Origin of the sequence: Kribbella sp. NPDC049174 (assembly GCF_043197365.1) — a bacterium.
Taxonomy (GTDB): Bacteria; Actinomycetota; Actinomycetes; order Propionibacteriales; family Kribbellaceae; genus Kribbella.
This window is the reverse complement of sequence record NZ_JBICSZ010000010.1, coordinates 218,762-240,014: the sequence shown is the minus strand read 5'-3', so window position 1 is coordinate 240,014 and position 21,253 is coordinate 218,762. Positions and strand designations below refer to the sequence as shown.

Below are 21,253 nucleotides of genomic sequence, written 5' to 3'. Positions count from 1 at the left end.
AGAAGTGGAAGGACGGTGCTCGTGACGGAGGAGCCTGACGGGGGAAGTACGCCCGGACCGGTTTCACCGGAGCTCCTGGAAGCCCGGATCCGCGGTCTCCAACACGCACTCGGGCAGTTGCTGGAGAACGCCCGCAGACTGACGTACGGCGAGCATCAGCGAGCCGTGCAGTTGCATCGTCAACTGCAGGAACAGACCGCCATCGCCCGCCGCGAGTCACGCGGACTCGTCGACGCCAAGACCGCCGAAGCGCTGGCCACGGCCGAGCCGACGGCACGCCTGCTCGCGGACCGGCTCGCGCCCGGTCTCGCGTCGATCCCGCCGAACGATGCGCGCTGGCGTTCGCGGCAACTGGTCGGCGCGGGCATCCCGTCGTATGTGCGGGTCGGGGAGCTCGAGGCCGGTACTCCGGTCGCCGCGCCGCTGCTGCGCACGAACGGCTGGAAGGTCACGGCCGATCGCAACGAATCGGCCCGCAGACTCCTGCAGAGCGTGGCGATGCGGCTGGTCGCGGCCGCCGAACCCTTCCGGCTCAGGATCGACGCGTTCGACCCTCGACTGACCGGCACGATGGGGTTGCTGGGTCACCTGACCACGAAGTATCCGCAATTGGTGCCCAGGGCAACGCACACTGCTGAGCAACTGCACGCGGTGCTGTCCGGGCTGGTCGACGTCTCGTCGTTGCGCGCCAGCCGGCAGGCGCAACTCGGGCACAAACGGTTCGAGGACCTGATCCGGGAGACGGGCCGGGTCACCGATCCCTATCGGCTGGTCATCCTGTTCGACTACCCGTTCGGCATCGACACCCTGGCCCAGCGCGATCTGCTGCGGCTGGCCGCGACCGGCGGCGAGCGCGGCATCTGCTTCCTGGTCCATCACGACCCGTCGATGACACCGGAGAACGACGTCGACACCAAGCAGTTGCTCGACCTGCTCACCCCCGTTGCCATTGCCGGCGAACGCGTGGAGGTCGCACCACTGCCCGGCGTACCGGCGAAACTCGATCCACCGTTCGACGCGAATGTTGCCGCTGGCATCTGTGACGTGGTCGCCGAGCTGGCCGAGATCGCCGTACTGCCGACGATCGAGTTCAACCGGACGTTGCCGGATCGCTCGACCTGGTGGCAACCGGTCAAGGATGAGCTCAGCACAGTGATCGGGTACGACGACCGCACGCCGGCGCTGGTGCGGTTGCGCAGCGGCAACCCCGCTCTGCCGCACGTCCTCGTCGGCGGCGCGGTCGGTCAAGGCAAGTCGAACCTGCTGCTCGTGATGATCCACGGTCTCGCCGCGCGGTACGCCCCGGCCGACCTGGAGATGTATCTGCTCGACTTCAAGCATGGTGTCGAGTTCTCCGCGCTCGGTCCAGCGACCGAGCGGGAGCACTGGCTTCCCCATGTACGCGTGCTTGGCATTCACAGTGATCGTGCATTTGGACTTGCTGTACTACGACACTTGTCTGACGAGTTGGCACGTCGTAGTGAGATCTTCAAGTCGCATGGCAACGTGGCTGACATTGCCGAGCTCGCGCCCGGACCCGATCGGCCGCCGCGCATCCTCGTCGTACTGGACGAGTTCCAGGTGCTGCTGGAGGACGACGACGAGCTCGCTGACGAGGCGGCCAAGTTGCTGGAGCGGCTGGTTCGGCTGGGCCGCGCGTACGGCGTGCACGTCGTACTCGCGACGCAGACGATCGAGGGGGTCAAGCGGCTGTCGACGCGACGCGACTCGATCTTCGGGCAAGTGCCTTACCGGATCGCATTGAAGACAACTCCTGCTGACGCACAAGCGATCCTGCGGAACGGTAACACCGCGGCGGCGGAGCTGCAGTTCCGCGGCGAGGCTGTCCTGAACGCGAACTTCGGCTCGCCTGACGACAACCAGCACGTGCTGGTCAGCTTCGCGGACAAGCCGGTGCTGGACGAGCTGCGCCGCGAGCTCTGGGTCAAGTCGGGGACGACGCATCCGCCGCGGGTGTTCCATCTCGCCGAGCCGGCGCGGTTGGCTGACACGTCGGCCGCGGTGCAGCCCGAATTGGGGCGGCCGTGGACCGGGTTGCCGATCGCGGTGACTGAGGCGCCGGTGCCGGTCGAGGTACGACCCGAGCCAGGCGCCGGTGTACTCGTGCTGGGTGACGGCCCGGCCGACGCACTCGGCGTACTGAGTGGTCTCGCCTTCTCGGCCGCGGCCGCAGCGGTGGACCCGCCGCGCTTCGTCTTCGTGGACGGCACCAACTCGTCGCCGGAGGTTGCCGACGGCAAGGGTGCGTTGATCCAGGCGTTGCGGCAGCTGGGCTGTGAGGTCGAGACGGTTGACAAGCACGACGACATCGCGCCGCGGTTGTTCTCCCTGCGGGACACGGTGCGGCACGGGCACGTCGGTGGGGAGACCTATCTGCTCGGGTTCGGGTTCCATGGCGTGCCGCGGATGCAGCTGCACGCGGAGGGGTTCTTCGAGAGCCCGGCCAACGCGCTGCAGGACATCGTCCGGGACGGGCCCGCGCAGGGTCTCATCACCTTCGGCTGGTGGAACCGGCTGCATGTGTGCACCGAGCACCTCGGGTACGGGCGCGCCAACGTGGCGACCCACATCTTCCTCAGACACCCGCAGGACGGCGTACGGGCAGTCTGTGGCCCCCTGGTGCGGTGGGCGTCCGAACCACACCGCGCGCTCCTGTGGGACGGGCTGCACCCCGAGGCGCAGGTCGTCGTACCGTTTGCCGCACTGCGGTCCGACGAGGTGGACCGCGCGGTGGAGCTGGTACGGCGATGAAGACGGAAGAGCAAGCGTGGGCGGAGTACGCGCGGGCGCTGCGGCAGGTCGCAGGAGCCCGTGCGGACGCGCAGCAGGCGCAGGACCGGTTGACGGCGCACAAGTCCAAGGCGGAGGCCACGGCACTGGCTGAGGCCGACGCGATGGCTGAGCGCGGCCGGAAGGTGGAAGCTCGGCTGAATGCACTCGCCGAGCAGGCAGCGGCCAGTCTGCAGCGCGCCGGCCTGCCCGCCGAGGGCAAGCGGGTGAACGTCGCCTTCCCCGAGATCCGTGCGCTGACCGACTTGGAGTCGGCGGCGGCCCGGCTGACCAAGCAGCTCGGCGAGGCCGTCGACCAGCTGGAGCAGGTCCGCGCGGAGACCCGGGCCGAGCAGGAGCGGCGCAGGCGTCGTACGATCAGCGCCGCGCTGACGCTGGTCGGGTTCGTGGTGGTGTGGGCGGTCACGCGGTCGTTTCTGGCCGGGGTCGAGGCCGCCGCCATCGCCGCGGTCACGATGCTGGCGGCGTCGCGGGTGCTCGGGCTGCCACGCCTCCCCGGCGCCCGGTGGTGGGGCTGGGGTGGCGCGGTCGTGGTCGTGGCGGTGATGGCATCCGGGCTGCCCTGGTGGCTGGCGATCCTGGTACCGGTGATCGTGTCCGGTACGGCGATCGTGCTGCCGAAGAAGCGTCGTTGAGGGAAGAGGGTCAAGGTGTCTGATGTACAGCGGCTCAAGGAACAGCTGCACCAGGTCTCGATGGAGGCCAAGCAGGCAGCGGGCGGCCTGGCCGGTTTCAAGCTGCGCTTCACCCAGCACAGTCAGCAGGTGGAGAGCCTGATCGCCGGTACGGCGACCGGCGTCGACCGGGACATCTCGGAGATCCTCGACGCGGCCGGCAAAGCGGTCGAACAGGCCGCCGAGGCCTTGGAGATCGCCTCGGCCGGATGCAAGAGCTACGCCGACCAGATCTGACCTCATGCCGTCGGACCTGCAGCGGGTCGCGCGTGGGCTCGTCGAGAGTCTCGACGAGGTGCCGCAGGTGGTCCAGCACCTGCAGCGCACCGCCGACCGCTGCCGAGAGAACGCCCAGGTAGCGCTGATGGCGTCCCACGGCCGCGCCACGGTCGCGGCCCAGCAACTCGACGCGGCCGCCCGCGCCTGCGAGGCCGCCGCCCACTACCTGTCGATGGCGCCGCCGAAGGCCCGCGCCTGGGCCGAACGCCTGATCGGCGACGGCAGTACGACGGACCGCCCCTCGAGCGACTCCGCCGACCGCAACAAGGCCACCGGCGGCACCGGCGACCTCGCCGAGCGCGACTCCAAAGGCCGCACCAAACGCCTCACCGCCACCTTCGAAGACCTCGACCTCCCCGAAGACAACGAACCACCCCTCATCACGATCGCCCGCAAAGCCTTCGAAAAGTTCCGCAAACAACGCGAGAAGGACGAAGACCAACGCGACGACCCCGAGGACCTGGAAGTCGAGATCACCGTCACCGAAACCGGCGAACTGCTCATCGAGGAACGCGACGAAAAGGAAGACCAGAAGCGAGAGGACCGCCTCCTCCAGGACTTCCAGATCGCCGTAGACCTCACCGAGCCGGTCAAAGAACTCCTGGCCGCCATGGCCGAGTCGAACCACCAAGCCTGGGACCACGCCGTCATCACCATCACCCCAGCCCACGCCGAAGCCACCTTCGACTACCCCGAAGACAACCCCCAACCCATCGTCGTCGACATCGACCTCCCCGACCTACCGAAGCCGGAACCCGCCGACATCGACCCAGCTATCGAACTCCGCCCGCTGGGCCCCGACTTCACCCCAGGCGTTCACGATCCGGAACGCGCCTTCAGGCCGCACGAGCTGGTCATCGCTGAGCGGCTCGCCGAGGAGGGATGGCGGATCGATGCGAGGCTTGCCGACCACAGCAAGCATGGCCAGAAGAACCCTGACGTGATGGTCCGCAAGTCCGCAACGAGCAAGGGCGTCGTGACTGAGTTCAAGACGCCGATCAGTTCCAAGATCAGTGCCGTCAAGCGGAATATGAACACTGGCAGCAGCCAAGCCGGGTGGGACGGTGAGGTCGTCATCGACGGCCGGCAGATCGGGCTCTCGGAGAGCGATGCCGAGAGAGCGTTCCGGCGGGCCTGCGGGCAACCCGGTTCGAGAGTCGCCAGCATGGTGCATGTGATCCTGGGGGACGGACGGTTGGTGAGCTATGTCAAGGAGTCTTGATGGCCGACAGTGATGAGATCTTTCTGGCGTTGGATGCACCGTTGGAGGAGGCGGCCGAGCGGGTGGCTGCCGTGCTGGGGTTGGAGTTCAACGGAGATCTCCGGGCGGACACGGGCGAACTGCAGTACAAAGGTCAGGCACGGACGTTCGACGGTGTCATCGGTGTGTACATCGGTCCGAACACCTTCCAGCCGGAGCCGGACGAGGTCCAGGCCATGGATCGGTACGCCGTCGTCGTCGACGTCCAGTCCCGCCAGCGGAAGGACGCCCAGGCCGACGAGACCCGCCTGGCCTTCGAAGCGTTGACCGGGGCGCTACCCGACGTACCCGCGCTGCTGTCCCACAACGTCGAGCTGCTGATCGCGTCGTACCTGCCGGATTCCGGAACACACACCTTCGAGCCAGGCACCACGCTCGACGACCCGGACCTCGACACCTGGCGCGCTTGGGTTGTCAGCTGATGTCAGTTGTCGACTGTGTCTTCGTGGCGGTTGCTGGGTCGCCGGGGCAGGTGGCTGAGTGGCTGGGTGAAATTGCCGGGTGCGAGGTCATGGCCGTGGACGGTGAAGCTGTTCGCATGCGGGTGCGGGCGGCGACGGTTGACGAGTGGCTCGGGGTGGTGGCTCAGCCCAACGGGTACGTCGAGGCGGACCCCGAGCCTGACGATGTCCAGGCGATGGACCCGTACGGGATTGAAATTCAAGTCCGGGGCGGACGCAGGGAGGAAGTCCTGCACACGGAGTCGAGGCTGATCTTCGACAAGCTCGTAGCCGCCCGCCCCGAACTGCCGATGCTCCTGCTACACAACCTGGAAACGCTGGTGGCAGCCCATCTGCCAGAGGCGGGCACACACACCTTCGACCAATCGATCACCCCGGACGGTCCCGACATCGACGTCTGGCGCCCGTGGGTTGTCAGCTAACCGCGGGCAGCTGATGTCTACTGACGACGACATCTTTCTGGCCGCGATCGAACCCGTCGATCAAGTCGCGCAGTGGCTGGCCGGTGCGCTCGACCTCGAGCCGGTCCAGGCTTCGGACCTGTTGGAAGGTGAGCACCTGTTTCGTGGCCACGCACGCACAGCTGAGCGCGAGCTCGTCGTTCTCGTGGCACCGAACGGGTACATCGAGGTTGACCCGGAGCCGGACGAAGTCCAGGCGATCGATCCGTACCCCATCGACGTCCGGGTCCGGCTGCTGGGACGCAAGGACGAGGATCTCCAGCTGCGCGAGACCCGAGCCGCCTTCGCCGCATTGGCCGAGTCGCGGCCGGACATCGCGATGCTGCTGGTGCACAACCTAGACACGCTGGTCGCGGCGCATCTGCCGGGAGCCGGCACACACACCTTCGACGAGCCGATCAGCCCGGACGCCCCCGATATCGACACCTGGCGCCCGTGGGTTGTCACCTGACGGCTGGTTAGGCCGTGGGCGGCACCAGCTGAGCCGAGAAAGTTCTGCGGAAGTCGCGTCATGAACGCCTGTGGGGTCCGTCACTACCAGTGAACCCATCCCCACAGGGAAGTGGAAGTGATCGATGTGAACCGCAGTTGTTCGCTGATGGGAACGCCTCGTCCGACCCGGCGGGTGCATTGAGATGGCCGATGATCCTGTTCCCCAACGTCGCCGCGTACGAGTGTGGTTCGGGGACCACGTCGTCGCGGACTACCGGGCGGAGGCCGAGTTGGCCGAACGCTACGCAGCGGCCATGTCGCGCCGGTTCGCCGGCCTGCGCGTGACCAGTGATCCGATCCTCGTCACCGACCCAGGCCCGGACCGTGCGCTGCCGGGCGAGCGGCTCTGGGAGGTAGCCCCGAAATGACATGCCGTCGCTTCCGGCTGATCCGCCATCATGACGTCTCCGGTGTCAGCGGCACCGGGCCCGTCGCCGAGGGCGTGCAGTTCACCGACGGAGCCGTCGCGCTGCGCTGGTACGGCGACTATCCGACCACCACGGTCTGGGACGGCATCGAGTCCGTCGTCGCCATCCACGGCCACGGCGGTGCCACCGAGGTCGAGTGGCTCGACCCGGAACAGGGGCCCGATCCCGAGCTGAAACTGCCACCCCGCGAAACCCTTCCACCGAGACCTTGGCCGGATCTGCACTCCGCCCCCGAGCCACAGGACCCCGATCCCTTGCATCACGAGCCCGACCGCGGCTCGTACGGCGGTGCGCCGCCGAGCGGCTGGTCGTCGTACCGGGTGTTCCGCTGAGCCGGACCGGGTCCGGCGCCGCGGACCCGGTCTGATCGGTGGCCGGTGCCGAATCCTCCCTTCCGGCACCGGCCCGCCGACCTCCCGTTGCCCGCGCCGTTCTGTTGCACGAGGCATCGAGTACGACGACAGGTCTCGGGCCCAGCCGGACTCGCGGTGGCGGCTGGGCCCGAGTGCTCAGTGGGTCAACTGTCCATCGACTGCACGACGTCGAGGTTGTAGTACTTGGCCGGCCCGTCGCACAGTTCCATCATCTTGGCGGCGAACTCGCTCGTGTCGGCGCGGTTGGAGTTCTCCATCGCCTCCTCGTACGACCCGAACTGCACGATGGCGAAGAAGCGCCCCGGGTCGTCCCGGTCGGCGCCGGTCAGCGCGAGGGTCGGGGGAGAGCCGTCGCCCTGCGCCTCGCGCGCCTTCCGGTACTCGTCGTTGAGCGCGGCAACCTCGTCCGGCTTCGACGTGCGGTACTCGATGATCTGAACGAAACCAGCCATTTCTTCCCCCTTGCCCATGGCCCCACGTGTGGTTGCTTCCACTGTCGACAGTGCGCCCGGATCCGGGCCACCGCAAGGGGCTGCGCCGCGCGGTGACCGCCTGCCCACATCGCATTACGAAGCGTTTGTTTCTGCCATCGGCAGATTGGTGTGTTTTTCTCCCCGCGGCCTGATTGGCTGACGGCTGTGGAGATTCTGATTCTTGGCGGGACCGCCTGGCTCGGTCGGGAGATCGCGACGCAGGCGGTCGAGCGCGGGCATTCGGTCACCTGTGTGGCGCGCGGCGAGAGCGGTGGAGTGGCCGAGGGGACGACGCTCATCGCGGCCGATCGCAGCCGTCCCGACGCGTACGACGCCGTACCCGATCGGGACTGGGACGCGGTGTTCGAGGTGTCGTGGCAGCCCGGGTTCGTGCGTGGGGCGCTGGCGGCCTTCGGGGCGAGGGCGAAGCACTGGAGCTATATCTCGTCGGTCAACGTGTACGAGAAGTACGACACGCCTGGTGCCGACGAGTCCGCCGTACTGCGGGCGCCGACAGAGCTCGACGTGGCCGACCGGGAGCAGTACGGCGAGGCGAAGGTCGCGAGCGAACTGGCGTCGATCGAGGCGGTCGGGGATCGGCTGGTGATCGCGCGGGCCGGGCTGATCGGGGGACCGGGGGACAAGAGCGATCGCGCCGGTGCGTGGGTGGCGCGGGCCGCTCGGGCGCCCGAGGAGCCGATGCTGGTTCCGGACACGCCGGACCTCGCGACGGCGGTGATCGACGTACGGGATCTCGCGTCCTGGCTGCTGGACAACGCCACGGAAGGCCGGACCGGGACGTTCGACACGAGGGGACCGGTCGTGCCGTTCGGGGAGTGGATCGAGCTGGTGCGCGAGGTCGGCGGTCACACCGGGCCGGTGGTGCTCGCGCCACGGGAGTGGCTGGAGGAGCGGAAGGTCGAGCAGTACATGGGGCCGGACTCGCTGGCGATGTGGTTGACCGAGCCCGGGTACGAGGGCTGGTCGAGCCGCAGCGGGGCCGCGGCTCGGGAGGCCGGGCTGACGCATCGGTCGCGGCGGGAGTTCCTGGCGGACACGCTGGCGTGGGAGCGCGAGCTCGGGCTGGACCGTGAGCGCAAGGCCGGTCTGAGCCCGGCGAAGGAGAAGGAGTTGCTCGAGGCACTGCCGACGTAGAGAGTGGGCGCATGCGGTTGGTGCTGATCTCGGACACTCATCTGCCGGTACGGGCGAAGCGGCTGCCGGAGCCGGTGTGGAACGCGATCGATCGGGCCGATGTGGTGATCCACGCCGGGGACTGGGTGAGCGTGGCGCTGCTGGACGAGTTGGAGGCTCGGGCCGCGCGGTTGATCGGATGCTGGGGTAACAACGACGGGCCGGATCTACGGGCCCGGCTGCCGGAGGTTGCTCGGGAAACGCTCGATGGAGTGTCGCTCGCGGTTGTGCACGAGACCGGGTCGGCCAAGGGGCGCGAGGAGCGGTGCGAGAGGGCGTACCCAGGGGTGGATGTGCTGGTGTTCGGCCACAGTCACATCCCGTGGGACACGACGAGCGCGGGTGGCTTGCGGTTGCTGAATCCGGGGTCGCCGACGGACCGGCGCCGGCAGCTGTACTGCACGTACCAGACGGCGACGATCACGTCCGGGCGGCTGGAGGACGTTGCCCTCCACAACCTCTGACGGACGTGGTTGCTCTGCGCAATCAGCTGTGAGGGGCTGGCAGTTGTGAGGGCTGGGCGTGAACGAGTAACGCCGTACCACCGAGTTACGGCGTCCAGTCACGCCCAGCCAAGGGCTTACGCGTTGGCTGCTTCTTTGACCCGCGTCTTGAGCCGGTCGCGTACCTCTTCGGGCGTGTAGGCACGGCGCTTCCGCTCGCCCCGCGCGACCACCACGCCCGTCGCGGCCACGCCGACGAGCCCCGCAAGTCCTACGACCTTCCATACCTTCATGGCGACTAACCTAGCGATGTGGAGAGCCGGATTTCGCTGGATGACGCTACGGAACTGACACGAACAGGTGACATTTGGCTGTTCCGCGGTGCGAGTGCCGCCGATCGAGCCATTCAGCTGACCACGAACAGCCCGGTCAACCACGTCGGGATGGCGATCGTGATCGAGGACCTGCCACCGTTGATGTGGCATGCCGAGCTGGGTCGCTCTTTGCCTGACATTTGGACAGGTACACATCACAGAGGTGTGCAACTGCATGACCTGCGCGACGCGGTGCTGGTGTGGTCGCGGAAGTACGGTCAGCGGGCGTGGCTGCGCCAACTGGATCACCCGATCACGCGGGAGATGGAGGACGCCGTACTGCGGACTGTCGCGCGCCTGGACGGTACGCCGTTCCCGTCGACGGCCCGACTGGCGTCGCGGTGGGCGCGTGGGCGGCTCCCGGCGTTCCGGCGCGGGTCGCGTGAGCTCGACCTCGAGTCGGCGTACTGCGCGGAGGTCGTGGCGGTGACGTACGAGGAGATGGGGCTGCTGCACGGGCGCTCGCCGAGCTGGTACGACCCCGGGCGGTTCTGGAGCGGTGACGATCTTCAACTGTCGCACGGGGCCCGGCTGGGTGCGGAGATCGCGGTCGACATCCCTGCGGACTGATCGCGAGAACTGTCGGCGTCGTGTGATTGGGTTGTTCTGGGTCGGTCACCGAGCCGGAGGAGGCGCCGCGGATGTATGCCGTCATCGACACCGAGACGACCGGCCTGTTGCCGAGTCATCGGCATCGGGTGATCGAGGTCGCCGTCGTGCTGCTGGATGCGCGTGGGCAGGTGGAGCACGAGTGGGTGACGTTGCTGAATCCACAACGCGATCTCGGTCCACAACACATTCACGGGATCCTGACCGCGGATGTGCTGGCCGCGCCGGAGTTCGGTGATGTGGCGCGTGAGCTCGGCGGGTTGCTCGCGGGGCGGATGGTTGTCGGGCACAACGTCGAGTTCGACCTGGGGTTCCTGCGGGCGGAGTTCGGCCGGCTCGGATACGCCGTACCGCTGATCACGGAGCGGTCGATGTGCACGATGGCGTTGGCCGGCTATCTCTATCCCGGAGCGAAGCGGACGCTCGGTGCGTGTTGTGCCGCGGCCGGGATCTCGATCGAGGGCTGGCATTCGGCATTGGCCGACACGCGGGCGACGGCGGAGCTGTTCGCCCACTATTTGCAGGCGTTTCCGTCGCCGCCGCCGTGGCAGTGGGCGTATGAAGAGGTCAGGCGGTTGCCGTGGCCTGCGCTGCCCGGGTCGGACGTTTCGCCGACGGTGCGGCCGGTGCATGCCGGTGGTCGGCATGGGTGGATGAGCCGGATCGTCGATCAATTGCCGCGGGTTCCGGAGCCGCCGCAGGCCGACTCGTACCTTGCGCTCCTCGACGGGATCCTGGCCAACCGCGAGATCACCGCGACCGACGCCGACCAGCTCGTGCAGGTCGCGACCGAGCTGGGTCTGTCGCGCTCGGAGGTGCAGGAACTGCATCGGTACTACGTTTCCGCGCTGGCCGAGGCGTCGTGGGGCGATGGTGAGATCACCGCGGAGCAGCGCAGCGATCTCGACCGGGTCGCGGTGATGCTCGGGCATCGTGTGTCCGACGTGGACGACGCGCTGCTGCGAGCGAGCTCCGGGCGATACGTCGTACCGGCTCGTCCTGGAGCACAGGGCTTCCCGCCCGGGAGCACGCTGGTGTTCACCGGCGACATGATCGAGCCACGCGAGGTGTGGTGGGACCGCGCGGTCGCGGCCGGCTTCGCGCCGCAGGAGTTCGTCCGCCCCGACACGACCTTCCTCGTCGCCGCCGACGTCGACAGCCTGTCCGTCAAGGCCCGCGCGGCCCGCGAGCTCAACATCCCCATCATCTCCACCGAAGACTTCCGCCGCCTCCTGCGAGAACCCGAGTCGCTGCCCCACACCGAACGCAGAGTCGGCTAGCCCGCCAACCCGACGAGGTCGGCCAGGCCAACGCGGGAACGGTCGGAGTCCGGCTCGTCAACACCTGTCAGCAGATCGGCAGCGCCCCCGAACTGGCCGTCCCGGCAAGCATCGCCGGCGCGGCGTCATCCCGCGCCGGCGGCCATCGTCCCCAGCTCACCCCGGCGGTCGACCGGGTGGGGAGATGGCTGGATAGGGTGCTGTTTCGTGGAGCTTGAGGAGTTGGGCAGACGGATCTACGCCACCGCGCATCTGACCGGGGAGTTCCTGCTGCGGTCGGGGCAGACAACGGGGCAGTACTTCGACAAGTACCGCTTCGAGGGCGATCCGGTCTTGCTGGACGCCATCGCGGCCGCGATGGTGCCGTTGGTGCCGGCGGACACCGAGGTGCTCGCAGGTCTGGAGATGGGCGGGATCCCGGTGGTGACGGCGCTCGGTCGTCATACCGGCTTGCCCTGCGCGTTCGTACGCAAGCAAGCCAAGGCGTACGGCACGCGCCGACTCGCCGAAGGAGCCGACACAGCCGGGCGGCGAGTCACCATCGTGGAGGACGTCGTCACAACCGGCGGCCAGATCGTCCTCTCCACCGAGGAACTCCGCGCCCAGGGCGCCGACATCACCCACGCCCTCTGCGTCATCAACCGCAACCCCACCACCCCGGCCCCCCTCACCACCGCCGGCCTAACCCTCCACCCCCTCCTAACCTCAACCGACCTCGCCCAACACGCCACCCACCCCAAAGCCGGCTGAACACAGCCAACGCCAACCCCGCCCAAAGCACGCCTCACCTGGCCATGCCGGACTTGCATCACCTCGATGCGCCCGCCCACAAGCCTGCCGCACCCCGGACACGCGCCATCCGCCCGCCCAGGCAGGCTCGGCGGCCCGGGCATGGATCAGCTCGGCCGAGTTCGCCGAGCGACCTGGCTCCGGGCATGGACGGGCCATCCAAGCGCACCGACCGACCTGACGCCGGGCGTGGACGGGCTTGCCGCGTACGCCGACCGGCCCAGAGCCGACCGTGAACGGGCTTGCCGCGACGCCGACCAGCCTGACGCCGGGCGTGCACGAGGTACCCGCGTGCACGGACCGGTCCGGCGCCGGGCGTGGACTGGTCCCGCCACGTACGCCGACCGGCCCGCGGCCGCCGTCGACAGGCTCGCCGCGTACGTCGATTAGCCTGACGCCGGGGCATGGACGAACTCGGCCGCGTACGTCGACCCGCCTGGAGCCGGGCATGACGGGTCGCCGTGTACGCCGACCGGCATGATGCCGGGCGTGGACGGGCTCGCCGCGTACGCCGACCGGTTCGCCACGTCCGACGACCAGCTCAACGCCGGCCGAACACCGCCACTCAGCGCGCGCCCTGCTCGAACGCCGCGTCGTCTAGGTGATCACGCGCCGGGCGCGGTTGCCTGCGCGACGGGTCGCTTCAGCCGTCACACGTCGGAGCGGGGGCCGACGGGTGAGTGGACTAGACCTCGTTCTCGTCGGTTTCGCGTTCTATTTCGAAGCGGAGTTGTTTGCCGGAGCGGATGCGTTCGATCGCGGCCAGGCAGGCTTCTTCGCTCATGTGGACGCCGATCTCGCCGAGCTTGTGGCGCAGCACCAGGGCGGCGTCTTCGGGGGACCGTGCGCTGGACTCGTTGATGGCCTCGATCGTCGTCGCGGTGAGCCTCTCGCGGATGTCCGGATGAACCTCGTGGATCTCGTGCGTGATTCTGAACTCCGTCATCGCGACTCGCTCTCCTTATCGCCCGTGTGGACCTGCCGCTGACATCAAGCGTAGTTCCAGGTACCCACTCCCGACGCTCAAGCGAGCACGCGATTTACGAATCCTTCAACTCGCGTCGTCAGCCGCTCGGCCCGGACCTCGGGTACGGCGGTTTCGCCCTGCGGGACCTCGAGTTCGCGCAGCCCGCGCAGATACAGCGAGCAGGCGAGGTCCGCGCAGATGTACAGGCCGACGGTGTTGCCCTCCCGGCCCGCCGTACCGGCTCGCCGGGCGGCGAACAGCGCCACGTCGGTCACGTGGTGCGCGGTGTGGCAGAGGTCGCAGAGTCCGGTGCCGCGGCGCGGCTTGCCGGTCGCCTGGGTGTTCAGCGCGATCCCGATGACGCCGCCTTCTCGCCGTACGACGAGGTACGCGCGGTTGGGCGCCTTCGGATCACGCCAGCCGAGGTAGTCCAGCGACTCCCAGGGCAGCTCGGTGAACCCACGGGGCAGCGTCATCGCCTTGACCAGGCTCTTGGACGAGTTGACGAACGAGCGTCTGATCTCCTCGACGCTGAGCGGTTGCACGACAGTCCTCCGATCTTCGACCACACATCACACCCGGCGGTCGGCGTACCCGCAACCGAATATCAAGCTGGTTGCCAGCAGCAACGGTCAGGTGTCGGCGTAGCCGGGGTGCGGGACGGGTCGTGGTTGCGGAGGTCGACGCCGAAGTCGACGAAGGCTTTCAGGCGCAGCAGCAGAGCGGCGTGGTCGGCGTCGTACTCGCCGTCGGGGTCGTGGCAGCTGAGGGGTGAGGTCGGTGCCGCCGGACTCGTCGGGCGTGAGCGTGAAGGTGACGGTGCGGCCGAAGTAGCGCAGTTGGTACAGCTCGTCCTTCACCGCGCGCTCGATCCGGGAGTCGTCGGTCCGCCCGTCGGGCAGGACGAACCGGATCATCCCGTCGTGCTCGCCGGCCGACTCGGCCCAGTACCTCGACCGGCCGAGCGGCGTACTCAGGGCCCGGTAGACCTCACTCGGCCCGGAGTTGAAGTGCGCCTTCCACTGCGCCACCTCCACACCCCCTCCTCGGTGAAGTCCAATTGTCCGCCTGCGCCGGGCCTGCGCCCACGCCCGCGCCGGGGCGCGTGCCCGGCACGTGGACACCTGGGGTGGACAACTGACCCCGTTGGGTGAAAAGTGGACTATGCAAACTTCAACTACTGATTTCTCTGGAGGAGCACTTCATGGCCAGTGAGTACGCCGCCCTGACCGGTGACTACACCATCGACACCGCGCACAGCCGGGTCGGGTTCGTCGCCCGCCACGCGATGGTGACGAAGGTACGGGGGTCGTTCAACGAGTTCGAGGGGTCGATCCACCTCGACGGGGCGAACCCAGAGAACTCGTCCGGACGGGTGACCATCCAGGCCAAGAGCATCGACACGCGCAACAGCCAGCGGGACGACCACCTGCGCAGCAACGACTTCCTGGACATGGACAACCACGCGGAGGTCACGTTCGTGTCGACCGCGATCAAGCAGGACGACGACACGACGTTCACCGTCGTCGGTGATCTGACCGTGCGCGGCGTGACGAAGTCGGTCGAGATCCCGTTCGAGTTCACCGGCTCGGCGACGGACCCGTTCGGCAACCAGCGGGTCGGGCTCGAGGGCTCCGTGGTGATCAACCGCAAGGACTACGGCGTCAACTGGAACGCGGCCCTGGAGACCGGCGGCGTCCTGGTCAGCGAAAAGGTCACCCTGGAGATCGAGGTCTCCGCGATCAAGAACACCTGACCAACAAGCGCTGCTGCCCAACAAGAACAGTTGGCTAGTTGCCTGACAATTCAGCACGCCAACCTGATGCATCGGTACATCGGCATCGGCGGCGGGGAGCGGGGCGCCGCGGTGGCGGTGCGCGCCATGGTCTCGGCCGGGTCGCGCTGCTTCAACCACCGATCGTGCCGACCACGGTGGTCTCCAGTCCGTGGGTCGCGCGGAGGTGTCGCGCACTGCCACAGTCAGCGTCTGACTGACGCAGTGCGCGACACCATGCCCACGGGTGCCGCTTCCCGCCCGGTTCCACGGTTTGTGGCGCGGGCGGCCGGCGTACGTCGTGACGCCGGCGAAGGACGCGGCGTGACGGCGGCTGGGGACCTTTGGGCTGTCAGACTCGGATGGTGGACGAGCAGGGGGATCAAGCTGGGGTAGCTGCGGCGCCCGCCGCGATCGGCGCTGCGGTTGTGCGGAAGTTGTTCGACATCAATACCTTTTATGGGGCGGGTGCGTCAGGGGTTCGGTGGTACGTTGCCCGGCTGGGTTTGCTTGCGGTCGGCAATGGGATTGGCGGGGTTCTCTGGGGGATCGTCAGCGATGAACCTGCGGGCGATCGTTGGTTCGGCGAGCGGTTGATCAGCAACGCCTACCTTTGGGTCTGTCTTATCGCCACTGGGCTGTACGCCGTCTACGACCGGCGGGTACAGCGTCAGCGCGCCGAAACCGACTGACTCAGGAGAGATCAGGCCGCCCCAGGCAGGGAGGCTCCGCGTCAGGCTGGGCCGAGGACGCAGAACTCGTTCCCTTCCGGGTCGGCCAGGACCGTCCACGGGACGTCGCCCTGGCCTACGTTGGCGGGTGTCGCGCCGAGGGCCTCGAGCCGGGCCACCTCCGCCGCTTTACCGTCAAGGGGGTAGGGCAGCAGGTCGAGATGGACGCGATGCCAAACGTCCTTCAGGTGGGGCGTGCGGAGGAACTCCAGATACGGGCCGGTCCCCTCGGCGGCGCGCAGCAGCGCACGATCGTCGGTCACCTCGTGCAGGGTCCAGTCCATCGCCTCGACCCAGAACCGGGCCATGGCCCGCGGGTCCGCGCAGTCGACGACCACCGCGGCGATCGGCCCGGTGTCCCGGTAGGTCCCCCGAGGCTCCAGGACGCAGAACAGGTTGCCCTCCGGGTCGGCCAGAACCGTCCACGGCACGTCACCCTGGCCCACATCGGCGGGCGTCGCGCCGAGCCCCTTCAGGCGCGCGACCAACTCCGCCTGATGGGCCACAGAGCTGGTGGCGAGTTCGATGTGCGCGCGGTATTTCACTGTCTCGGGGTCCGGGACAGCGATGAAATCGATGGAGACGTCGTCGGGGATCGGCCAGGCGGAACCCACGGGCATAGCGCTGGTCGCACCGGGTTCCTCGCTGGAAACACCCCAGCCCAGCGCCTCCGCCCAGAACCGGCCCAGTGCCGAGTCATCCCGAGCTTTGAAATTCACCTGAACAAGTCGCAGCGCCATGCCGCCCAACCTATGCCCAGGTGGACGAGTGTTGTGAACCAACCAAGCGAGCCATACGCCACTGCCACGTGGCGGGTCGTGTTTCCCCGACGGTGAGCACGCGGCTGGGTCCGCCCTTCAGCGACCGAACGCCCAGCCCACCATCAGCGGGAACTCGGCCTGCCAGAACGGGTCGCCGTGGTCCCCGACCCGCTCGGTCATCACGACGTCCGCGTCGGCATCGCGCAGCGCGTCGGCCCACCGCGTCGCGTTCTCGAGGAAGAACGGCTCCAGCGTGCCGGCGACGAGGTAGGTGCGCGGAAGCGGGCTTGGCATCACGGCAGGCGGGCGATAGCCGCCGCCGGGCGAGGCGGAGAAGACCGTACCGTAGACATCCGGATGCCGAAGCCCCATGGCGAGTGAGAGCTCTCCACTCGCCGACACGCCGCACACCGCGGTGCGTTCGGCCGGCAACGCGACGCTGAAGCGCGACCGTACCCAGCTGCGGACGTCGTCGACGAAGAAGCTTTCGTGGGCCGCGAACCGTTCCTCGTCGAACGACGGTGAGTACTCGCGGATGCGCACCATCTCATCCTCATCGTCAGTCCGGTAGGCACCGACGATCATGGTCGGCGGTACGTCGGCCGCCTCGAGGGACCCGCCCCACTGCGAGATCAGTTGACCGTCACCGGCGAACACGACCGCCTCCGGCGGATTCGGCGGCACGTACACGGTGACTTGCCGACCGCCGTCGTACTCGAACGTCTCGGTGACGAGCTCACCCGCGATCCGATCAGCACGAGCTGGCTCCGGCGCCGCTTCGGCACCACCGGGGCCGACGGCTGCTTGATCATCCATAGGTAGCACCTCGATCTGTCAGGGGCGTGTCACCAGCGGCGCGGGCCGCGTCCGCCATCCTGTCAGCCTCCGTGCCGCCCGCAAACGCCCGAGGGGACCCTCTGACTGCCGTGCGGAGAACGACCGGTTCAGCCGAGGAGGCCGCCGAGACCCTTGCCGAGGTTGGACAGGCCGAGGACGATCATGATCGCGGCGTTGTGGTCCTGCATGAAGTCCTTGAGCGAATCGAGGGGTTCGACCATCTTCTGCTTCGCCACCAGGTAGGCGACGACGGGGCCAGGGCCAGGTGGTGATCATCGCCAGTACGAGGATCCGGCACTCGCGGAGCAGGTCTTGATCGACATCTGGATAGTGCTCGCTGACCTCTTCGGGTGCATGGGCGAGATCGAACTCGACAGGCCCACGGCAGCACGTTTCCAGGTCGATGAACAGCAGCCCATGCTTGGTGTTGAGCACGTTGCCTGGATGCGGCTCGCCGTGCAGAAGCTGCTCGGCGGGGCGGCGCTCCTCGATAGCTCGTCTCAGACGCCGCAACGTGGCGCTGAGGAGATCCCGGTCCGCGTCGGCGAGCGCTGGGGTGTGGTCGCGGCTCGCCAGGAGTTGTTGCGCACTCTCAACTCGATCTGTGAAGCGTGGCGTCGGGACATCGAGCTTGCGCATGCCGGCATGCAGCCGCTCGAGCGCATGGGCGTAATCGGCTGGTGGAACCGCTTGAGGTGTGACGGGTTCGTAGTAGGTCCACAACGTGACCACGAAGCCATCACGCTCATAGACACGCGGTTCGATTCGAGGCTCGAGAGCAGCGACCGGGTTCCCGGCCTCGGCGAGGCGTTGAGCAAGCTCAATTTCGAAAATTGCGACCTGCTCGGCGACAGGTGCCACCCGGGCCAGGACGTCACAAGGCAGAAGGCGCAGAGTGAGCTTGTTCGAGTCATTGAGAACGATCGCGTCGTCGACTGACAGTCCGAGTGATGAGGCGATGGACATCGCCGCAGCCACCGCACGCTGGGCCTCTGGCGCCTGCACGATTCGCCTTGCCCCTCTCCCTTAAGAGCCGCCGCATCGCTCCAGGCGGCAGAACCTGCGCACCGTTCCAAGCTGTCGACAGCGAGCCTTCGTGCCGCGAATGGAGCGATTGGATCGGCGAGCAGCCGCGCCGGACGCACGGCTGATCCTCACCGGCGGGTCTCTGCTGTCGGGCGGGTTTGTGGAGGTGGGATCACGATCGGGGCGGGGAGGTTGGGTGGTACGGCCGGGTGGGGACACTGGGGTTAAGTGCCGGCTAGGTCGAGGGGTCCGCCGATGATCGACACGAGGTTCAGGCGTTGGTTGACACCGCTGTTCGGACGGCGGCGCGCCGGTCGTCGTACGCCCGAGGCCTTCCGGCCACGCGGGACGAGTTCGCGGGTGAGCCGGCTGGCGGCGCGGTACGACGCCGACGTCGACTTGGCGTTGCAGCGGCTGTGGCCGAAGGCGCGGATCTACCACGACCGCGAGTTCACCCGGGACCGGGCCGACTACCTGCTGGTGGTGCGCGGCCGCGGCGTGATGGTCGAGACGAAGGTGAAGAGCGACCCCGGTGTGTTCCGCGGTTCGACGCTCCCGCCGCTGCTGGATCGCTTGCAGCGCGACGGCCGGCGGCTGGTCGTCGTACTCAATCAAGGAGATCCGACGCCGGCGCGGGAACTGGTCGCGAGCAAGCTCGGCGACAAGGGCTGCGTCGTTGTCTGGTCAGGTCCTGAGGATGACGACAATCTCCGCGACGCGGTAGAGGCGCTGCTGCAACAGATGGTCCGCCACGCCTGAGGGAAAGCAGCACCGCGGAGAGGTGGTTTCTCCGCGCTGCTGCGGCTCCGGGCCGCGAGGTGTGCCGAACGGCAGCGAACCGAAGACGATCTCAAACCGGCGATCAAGCAGATGGCGGGTAGTACGACGACCGGGTACGGCGATCCGCCTCGGCAAACCAGGAACGGCGTCTTGCGACGGGTCCACCGGGTGCGTCGGATCTGCTTACGGTCCAGCAGGTCATCGGACCTGCGTGGGGTGCAGGAGGTACAGCGGGTCTGCGTCGACCTGCCAAGGGCAATGGACTCAGGTCGGTGCAGCGGGTCCGTGTCGAACACCCCAGGGCCAGTGGCCTAGGTCCGTTCAACCGGCTGGCCGGTTGGCGTACGGGTCGGTGGGTGGCCGGGTGTGGTCGCGCGGCGCTTGGTGCGGGGTGTGACTGTGGTGCTGGGGTGTTAGCAGGCATTGGGGGTGGTGCTGCCGCCGTCTACTACCCAGCGGCCCTGGAGTTGTTGGACTCGCATTTCGTCGAGCCAGCGGGTCGGAGTGGTGGCGGGGAGGACGGAGCGGCCTCTGGCGTTGACGGTGCGGGCTGCGGTGGTGTCGTAGCAGGCGCTGACGATCACGCCGTTCGAGGCGAGGGTGCGCTTGGCCCAGATCACCTTGGTGGCGCCCGTGTTGTGCAGCTTCTTGGTGCGGTAGTACTTAGCCTGCGCGCTGATCGACTGGAACAGGTTCGGCGTCATCACCGGCGCGAGTTGTTTCGTCCTCCGGCCGCCGCTGCGCATCATCACGTCGAGCGCCACCCGGTACTCGTAGTACGCGTTGACGACCGGGTCGGCCTGGCCGGCGCTGCCGACCTGCTCGGTGAGTCCGTTCTTCGACGCCTTCTTGGCGCCCGGGGTCGAGGCGGCGACATCGGACGACGAGTCGTCGTTGCCGCAACCGGTGAGCATCAAAACCGGGATCAGCGTGGCGGTCACCGCCAGGTTCCGAATGCGCATGATGGTCCGAACCTCCTGTCGGGCGCGGCACGGCCGCTTGCGCCGTCGGGCACCCAGGTGTGGACTGAAGCAGTACACGCCGTCCGGCACTGACCGTGTAACGCGGCGACACGGACCGTGGTCACTGTGACCTGGATCACAGAGCGCTCCCTACCGTGGTATCGGGTGCGAGTTGGCTCCCTGGCCGGATGTACGGCGTACCGCTGATTTCTAGCCTCGATCTCAGGAATTGAGACCCGAGGAGAGATCATGACGGACACCTTCACGACCGGCCGGACCCGCGCGGACAGACCGGTATCCGGGCATTCGCGCGGGAGCTTCCCGAGCCGTCTGCTGCGATGGATCGCGTACGACGTCCGCCTCGTGTCACTCGGGGCGCAGACGATGGCCGATGCGGTAACAGGCGAGGACCGCACCGCGGGCTGGCGCTGGGAACAGTTGAGCCGATCCCAGCGGAGGAGGGGCGTGGGGATGGGACGGCCGGTGGAGTCTGAAAGAGCGGGATGGTTGCCGGCACCGGAGCGGTTGGTGGCGAGAGGGCCGGCCCGGTCTGAGCAGGTGGCGGCGGGGCCGTCGGTGGACGCCCGGCGGGTGGGATCGGAGGGTGCGGGTGTTGGGACTGTTCGGCCTGGGGAGGTGTTTGGGTTTGGGTTGGTTAGTTCGGTGTTGGGGGTGGTGAGCTGGTTTCTGGTGGTGTTGCTGGTGATGGCGGTTGTGCGGGGGGCGTTCTACGGGGTGGCGGAGGACGGGCCGTTCGGGCCGGGGACCTGGGGTGGGCCGACGAAGGCGGGGGCGTGGGCGGCGCATGCTGGGATCTCGGTGCCGATCATTGCGGCGTTGCTGGTCGTGTTTCGCGGGATCGGGTGGCTGCATGCGGCGTTCGTGCGCTGGCTGTACGGGCTGGCCGGGTGGTGGGTGCTGCCGGCAACTATCTCGGTCTGCGCCGGCGGTCTGCTGCTGATCTGGTCCTGGATCCAGCAACTGTGACACTGCAAGGGGACTAGGGTCCGGA

Annotated in this window: 28 protein-coding genes and 1 pseudogene; 18 read left to right on the top strand and 11 right to left on the bottom strand. The window is 67.9% G+C overall.

What is annotated here, in order from left to right; genetic code table 11:
- The first annotated feature begins 21 nt into the window (after positions 1 to 21).
- The 9 genes from ACGFIF_RS37245 (at position 22) to ACGFIF_RS37205 (ending at position 7,199) form a co-directional block, all read left to right on the top strand.
- On the top strand, positions 22 to 2,772 hold the full coding sequence (locus ACGFIF_RS37245; RefSeq protein WP_393161190.1) for an FtsK/SpoIIIE domain-containing protein: 2,751 nt from the start codon (positions 22 to 24) through the stop codon (positions 2,770 to 2,772).
- Entirely contained in the window at positions 2,769 to 3,446 is a 678-nt protein-coding gene (locus tag ACGFIF_RS37240; protein WP_393161188.1) for a hypothetical protein, read from the top strand. The genes ACGFIF_RS37245 and ACGFIF_RS37240 overlap by 4 nt, the downstream gene beginning before the upstream one ends.
- Before the next feature lie 15 nt (positions 3,447 to 3,461).
- The gene (locus tag ACGFIF_RS37235; RefSeq protein ID WP_132209572.1) at positions 3,462 to 3,722 is read left to right on the top strand and encodes a hypothetical protein; all 261 of its coding nucleotides are present in this window, start codon (positions 3,462 to 3,464) and stop codon (positions 3,720 to 3,722) included.
- A 4-nt stretch (positions 3,723 to 3,726) separates the two neighbouring features.
- A complete protein-coding gene (locus tag ACGFIF_RS37230; protein WP_393161186.1) occupies positions 3,727 to 4,986 on the top strand; it encodes a hypothetical protein in 1,260 nt (419 codons plus the stop codon).
- Entirely contained in the window at positions 4,986 to 5,447 is a 462-nt protein-coding gene (locus tag ACGFIF_RS37225; RefSeq protein WP_393161184.1) for a hypothetical protein, read from the top strand. The genes ACGFIF_RS37230 and ACGFIF_RS37225 overlap by 1 nt, the downstream gene beginning before the upstream one ends.
- Positions 5,447 to 5,908 (top strand): hypothetical protein, encoded by a 462-nt coding sequence (locus ACGFIF_RS37220; RefSeq protein ID WP_393161182.1) that lies wholly within the window; start codon positions 5,447 to 5,449, stop codon positions 5,906 to 5,908. The genes ACGFIF_RS37225 and ACGFIF_RS37220 overlap by 1 nt, the downstream gene beginning before the upstream one ends.
- 13 nt (positions 5,909 to 5,921) lie before the next feature.
- Positions 5,922 to 6,398 (top strand): hypothetical protein, encoded by a 477-nt coding sequence (locus ACGFIF_RS37215; RefSeq protein WP_393161180.1) that lies wholly within the window; start codon positions 5,922 to 5,924, stop codon positions 6,396 to 6,398.
- A gap of 184 nt (positions 6,399 to 6,582) precedes the next feature.
- Positions 6,583 to 6,807, top strand: coding sequence for a hypothetical protein (locus ACGFIF_RS37210; RefSeq protein WP_393161178.1), 225 nt, complete (start codon positions 6,583 to 6,585; stop codon positions 6,805 to 6,807).
- Positions 6,804 to 7,199: a hypothetical protein gene (locus tag ACGFIF_RS37205; RefSeq protein WP_393161176.1), complete on the top strand. Its 396-nt coding sequence runs from the start codon at positions 6,804 to 6,806 to the stop codon at positions 7,197 to 7,199. Before ACGFIF_RS37210 ends, ACGFIF_RS37205 begins: the two co-directional genes overlap by 4 nt.
- Before the next feature lie 185 nt (positions 7,200 to 7,384).
- Here the strand turns inward: ACGFIF_RS37205 and ACGFIF_RS37200 are convergent, their stop codons facing one another.
- On the bottom strand, positions 7,385 to 7,693 hold the full coding sequence (locus ACGFIF_RS37200) for a hypothetical protein (protein ID WP_393161174.1): 309 nt from the start codon (positions 7,691 to 7,693) through the stop codon (positions 7,385 to 7,387).
- A gap of 186 nt (positions 7,694 to 7,879) precedes the next feature.
- Between ACGFIF_RS37200 and ACGFIF_RS37195 the strand changes: the two genes are divergently transcribed.
- Positions 7,880 to 8,869, top strand: a complete 990-nt coding sequence (locus ACGFIF_RS37195; protein WP_393161172.1) for an NAD-dependent epimerase/dehydratase family protein — start codon at positions 7,880 to 7,882, stop codon at positions 8,867 to 8,869.
- Between the two features lie 11 nt (positions 8,870 to 8,880).
- Entirely contained in the window at positions 8,881 to 9,372 is a 492-nt protein-coding gene (locus tag ACGFIF_RS37190) for a metallophosphoesterase family protein (protein WP_393161170.1), read from the top strand.
- A 116-nt stretch (positions 9,373 to 9,488) separates the two neighbouring features.
- On the opposite strand, the gene ACGFIF_RS37185 is transcribed toward ACGFIF_RS37190, so the two are convergent.
- Positions 9,489 to 9,644: a hypothetical protein gene (locus ACGFIF_RS37185; protein WP_166677970.1), complete on the bottom strand. Its 156-nt coding sequence runs from the start codon at positions 9,642 to 9,644 to the stop codon at positions 9,489 to 9,491.
- Positions 9,645 to 9,890: 246 nt separating this feature from the next.
- Here ACGFIF_RS37185 and ACGFIF_RS37180 point away from each other — a divergent pair, with 246 nt between their 5' ends.
- From ACGFIF_RS37180 to ACGFIF_RS37170, 3 genes are all read left to right on the top strand, one after another.
- Positions 9,891 to 10,295, top strand: a complete 405-nt coding sequence (locus tag ACGFIF_RS37180; RefSeq protein WP_393161168.1) for a hypothetical protein — start codon at positions 9,891 to 9,893, stop codon at positions 10,293 to 10,295.
- Positions 10,296 to 10,366: 71 nt separating this feature from the next.
- Positions 10,367 to 11,614 (top strand): exonuclease domain-containing protein, encoded by a 1,248-nt coding sequence (locus ACGFIF_RS37175; protein ID WP_393161166.1) that lies wholly within the window; start codon positions 10,367 to 10,369, stop codon positions 11,612 to 11,614.
- A 207-nt stretch (positions 11,615 to 11,821) separates the two neighbouring features.
- Complete coding sequence (locus ACGFIF_RS37170) at positions 11,822 to 12,364, top strand: orotate phosphoribosyltransferase (protein WP_393161164.1); 543 nt, start codon at positions 11,822 to 11,824, stop codon at positions 12,362 to 12,364.
- 425 nt (positions 12,365 to 12,789) lie between these two features.
- Here ACGFIF_RS37170 and ACGFIF_RS37165 read toward each other — a convergent pair whose 3' ends face one another.
- From ACGFIF_RS37165 to ACGFIF_RS37150, 4 genes are all read right to left on the bottom strand, one after another.
- Positions 12,790 to 12,948 (bottom strand): hypothetical protein, encoded by a 159-nt coding sequence (locus ACGFIF_RS37165; RefSeq protein WP_393161162.1) that lies wholly within the window; start codon positions 12,946 to 12,948, stop codon positions 12,790 to 12,792.
- 140 nt (positions 12,949 to 13,088) lie between these two features.
- Positions 13,089 to 13,349: a hypothetical protein gene (locus ACGFIF_RS37160; protein WP_393161160.1), complete on the bottom strand. Its 261-nt coding sequence runs from the start codon at positions 13,347 to 13,349 to the stop codon at positions 13,089 to 13,091.
- A gap of 77 nt (positions 13,350 to 13,426) precedes the next feature.
- The gene (locus ACGFIF_RS37155) at positions 13,427 to 13,915 is read right to left on the bottom strand and encodes an FBP domain-containing protein (protein WP_393161158.1); all 489 of its coding nucleotides are present in this window, start codon (positions 13,913 to 13,915) and stop codon (positions 13,427 to 13,429) included.
- Between the two features lie 87 nt (positions 13,916 to 14,002).
- Entirely contained in the window at positions 14,003 to 14,407 is a 405-nt protein-coding gene (locus tag ACGFIF_RS37150) for a hypothetical protein (protein ID WP_393161156.1), read from the bottom strand.
- 167 nt (positions 14,408 to 14,574) lie between these two features.
- Here ACGFIF_RS37150 and ACGFIF_RS37145 point away from each other — a divergent pair, with 167 nt between their 5' ends.
- On the top strand, positions 14,575 to 15,126 hold the full coding sequence (locus ACGFIF_RS37145) for a YceI family protein (protein WP_393161154.1): 552 nt from the start codon (positions 14,575 to 14,577) through the stop codon (positions 15,124 to 15,126).
- Between the two features lie 383 nt (positions 15,127 to 15,509).
- On the top strand, positions 15,510 to 15,836 hold the full coding sequence (locus ACGFIF_RS37140; protein WP_393161152.1) for a hypothetical protein: 327 nt from the start codon (positions 15,510 to 15,512) through the stop codon (positions 15,834 to 15,836).
- A gap of 41 nt (positions 15,837 to 15,877) precedes the next feature.
- Here ACGFIF_RS37140 and ACGFIF_RS37135 read toward each other — a convergent pair whose 3' ends face one another.
- The 4 genes and pseudogenes from ACGFIF_RS37135 to ACGFIF_RS37120 all read right to left on the bottom strand — a co-directional run.
- Positions 15,878 to 16,615 carry a VOC family protein gene (locus tag ACGFIF_RS37135; protein WP_393161150.1) on the bottom strand — a complete coding sequence of 246 codons (738 nt, stop codon included), beginning with the start codon at positions 16,613 to 16,615 and terminating at the stop codon, positions 15,878 to 15,880.
- 117 nt (positions 16,616 to 16,732) lie between these two features.
- Positions 16,733 to 17,452, bottom strand: coding sequence for an alpha/beta hydrolase-fold protein (locus tag ACGFIF_RS37130; protein WP_393161148.1), 720 nt, complete (start codon positions 17,450 to 17,452; stop codon positions 16,733 to 16,735).
- Positions 17,453 to 17,580: 128 nt separating this feature from the next.
- Positions 17,581 to 17,709, bottom strand: a complete 129-nt coding sequence (locus tag ACGFIF_RS37125) for a hypothetical protein (RefSeq protein ID WP_393161434.1) — start codon at positions 17,707 to 17,709, stop codon at positions 17,581 to 17,583.
- Between the two features lie 172 nt (positions 17,710 to 17,881).
- A pseudogene (locus ACGFIF_RS37120) lies at positions 17,882 to 18,439 on the bottom strand (phosphotransferase); the annotation flags it as partial.
- Between the two features lie 315 nt (positions 18,440 to 18,754).
- On the opposite strand from ACGFIF_RS37120, the gene ACGFIF_RS37115 reads away from it, so the two are divergent.
- On the top strand, positions 18,755 to 19,258 hold the full coding sequence (locus ACGFIF_RS37115) for a hypothetical protein (RefSeq protein WP_393161146.1): 504 nt from the start codon (positions 18,755 to 18,757) through the stop codon (positions 19,256 to 19,258).
- Positions 19,259 to 19,692: 434 nt separating this feature from the next.
- Here ACGFIF_RS37115 and ACGFIF_RS37110 read toward each other — a convergent pair whose 3' ends face one another.
- Positions 19,693 to 20,241, bottom strand: coding sequence for a hypothetical protein (locus tag ACGFIF_RS37110; RefSeq protein ID WP_393161144.1), 549 nt, complete (start codon positions 20,239 to 20,241; stop codon positions 19,693 to 19,695).
- Between the two features lie 675 nt (positions 20,242 to 20,916).
- Here ACGFIF_RS37110 and ACGFIF_RS37105 point away from each other — a divergent pair.
- Positions 20,917 to 21,228 carry a hypothetical protein gene (locus ACGFIF_RS37105; protein WP_393161142.1) on the top strand — a complete coding sequence of 104 codons (312 nt, stop codon included), beginning with the start codon at positions 20,917 to 20,919 and terminating at the stop codon, positions 21,226 to 21,228.
- Positions 21,229 to 21,253: the final 25 nt, after the last annotated feature.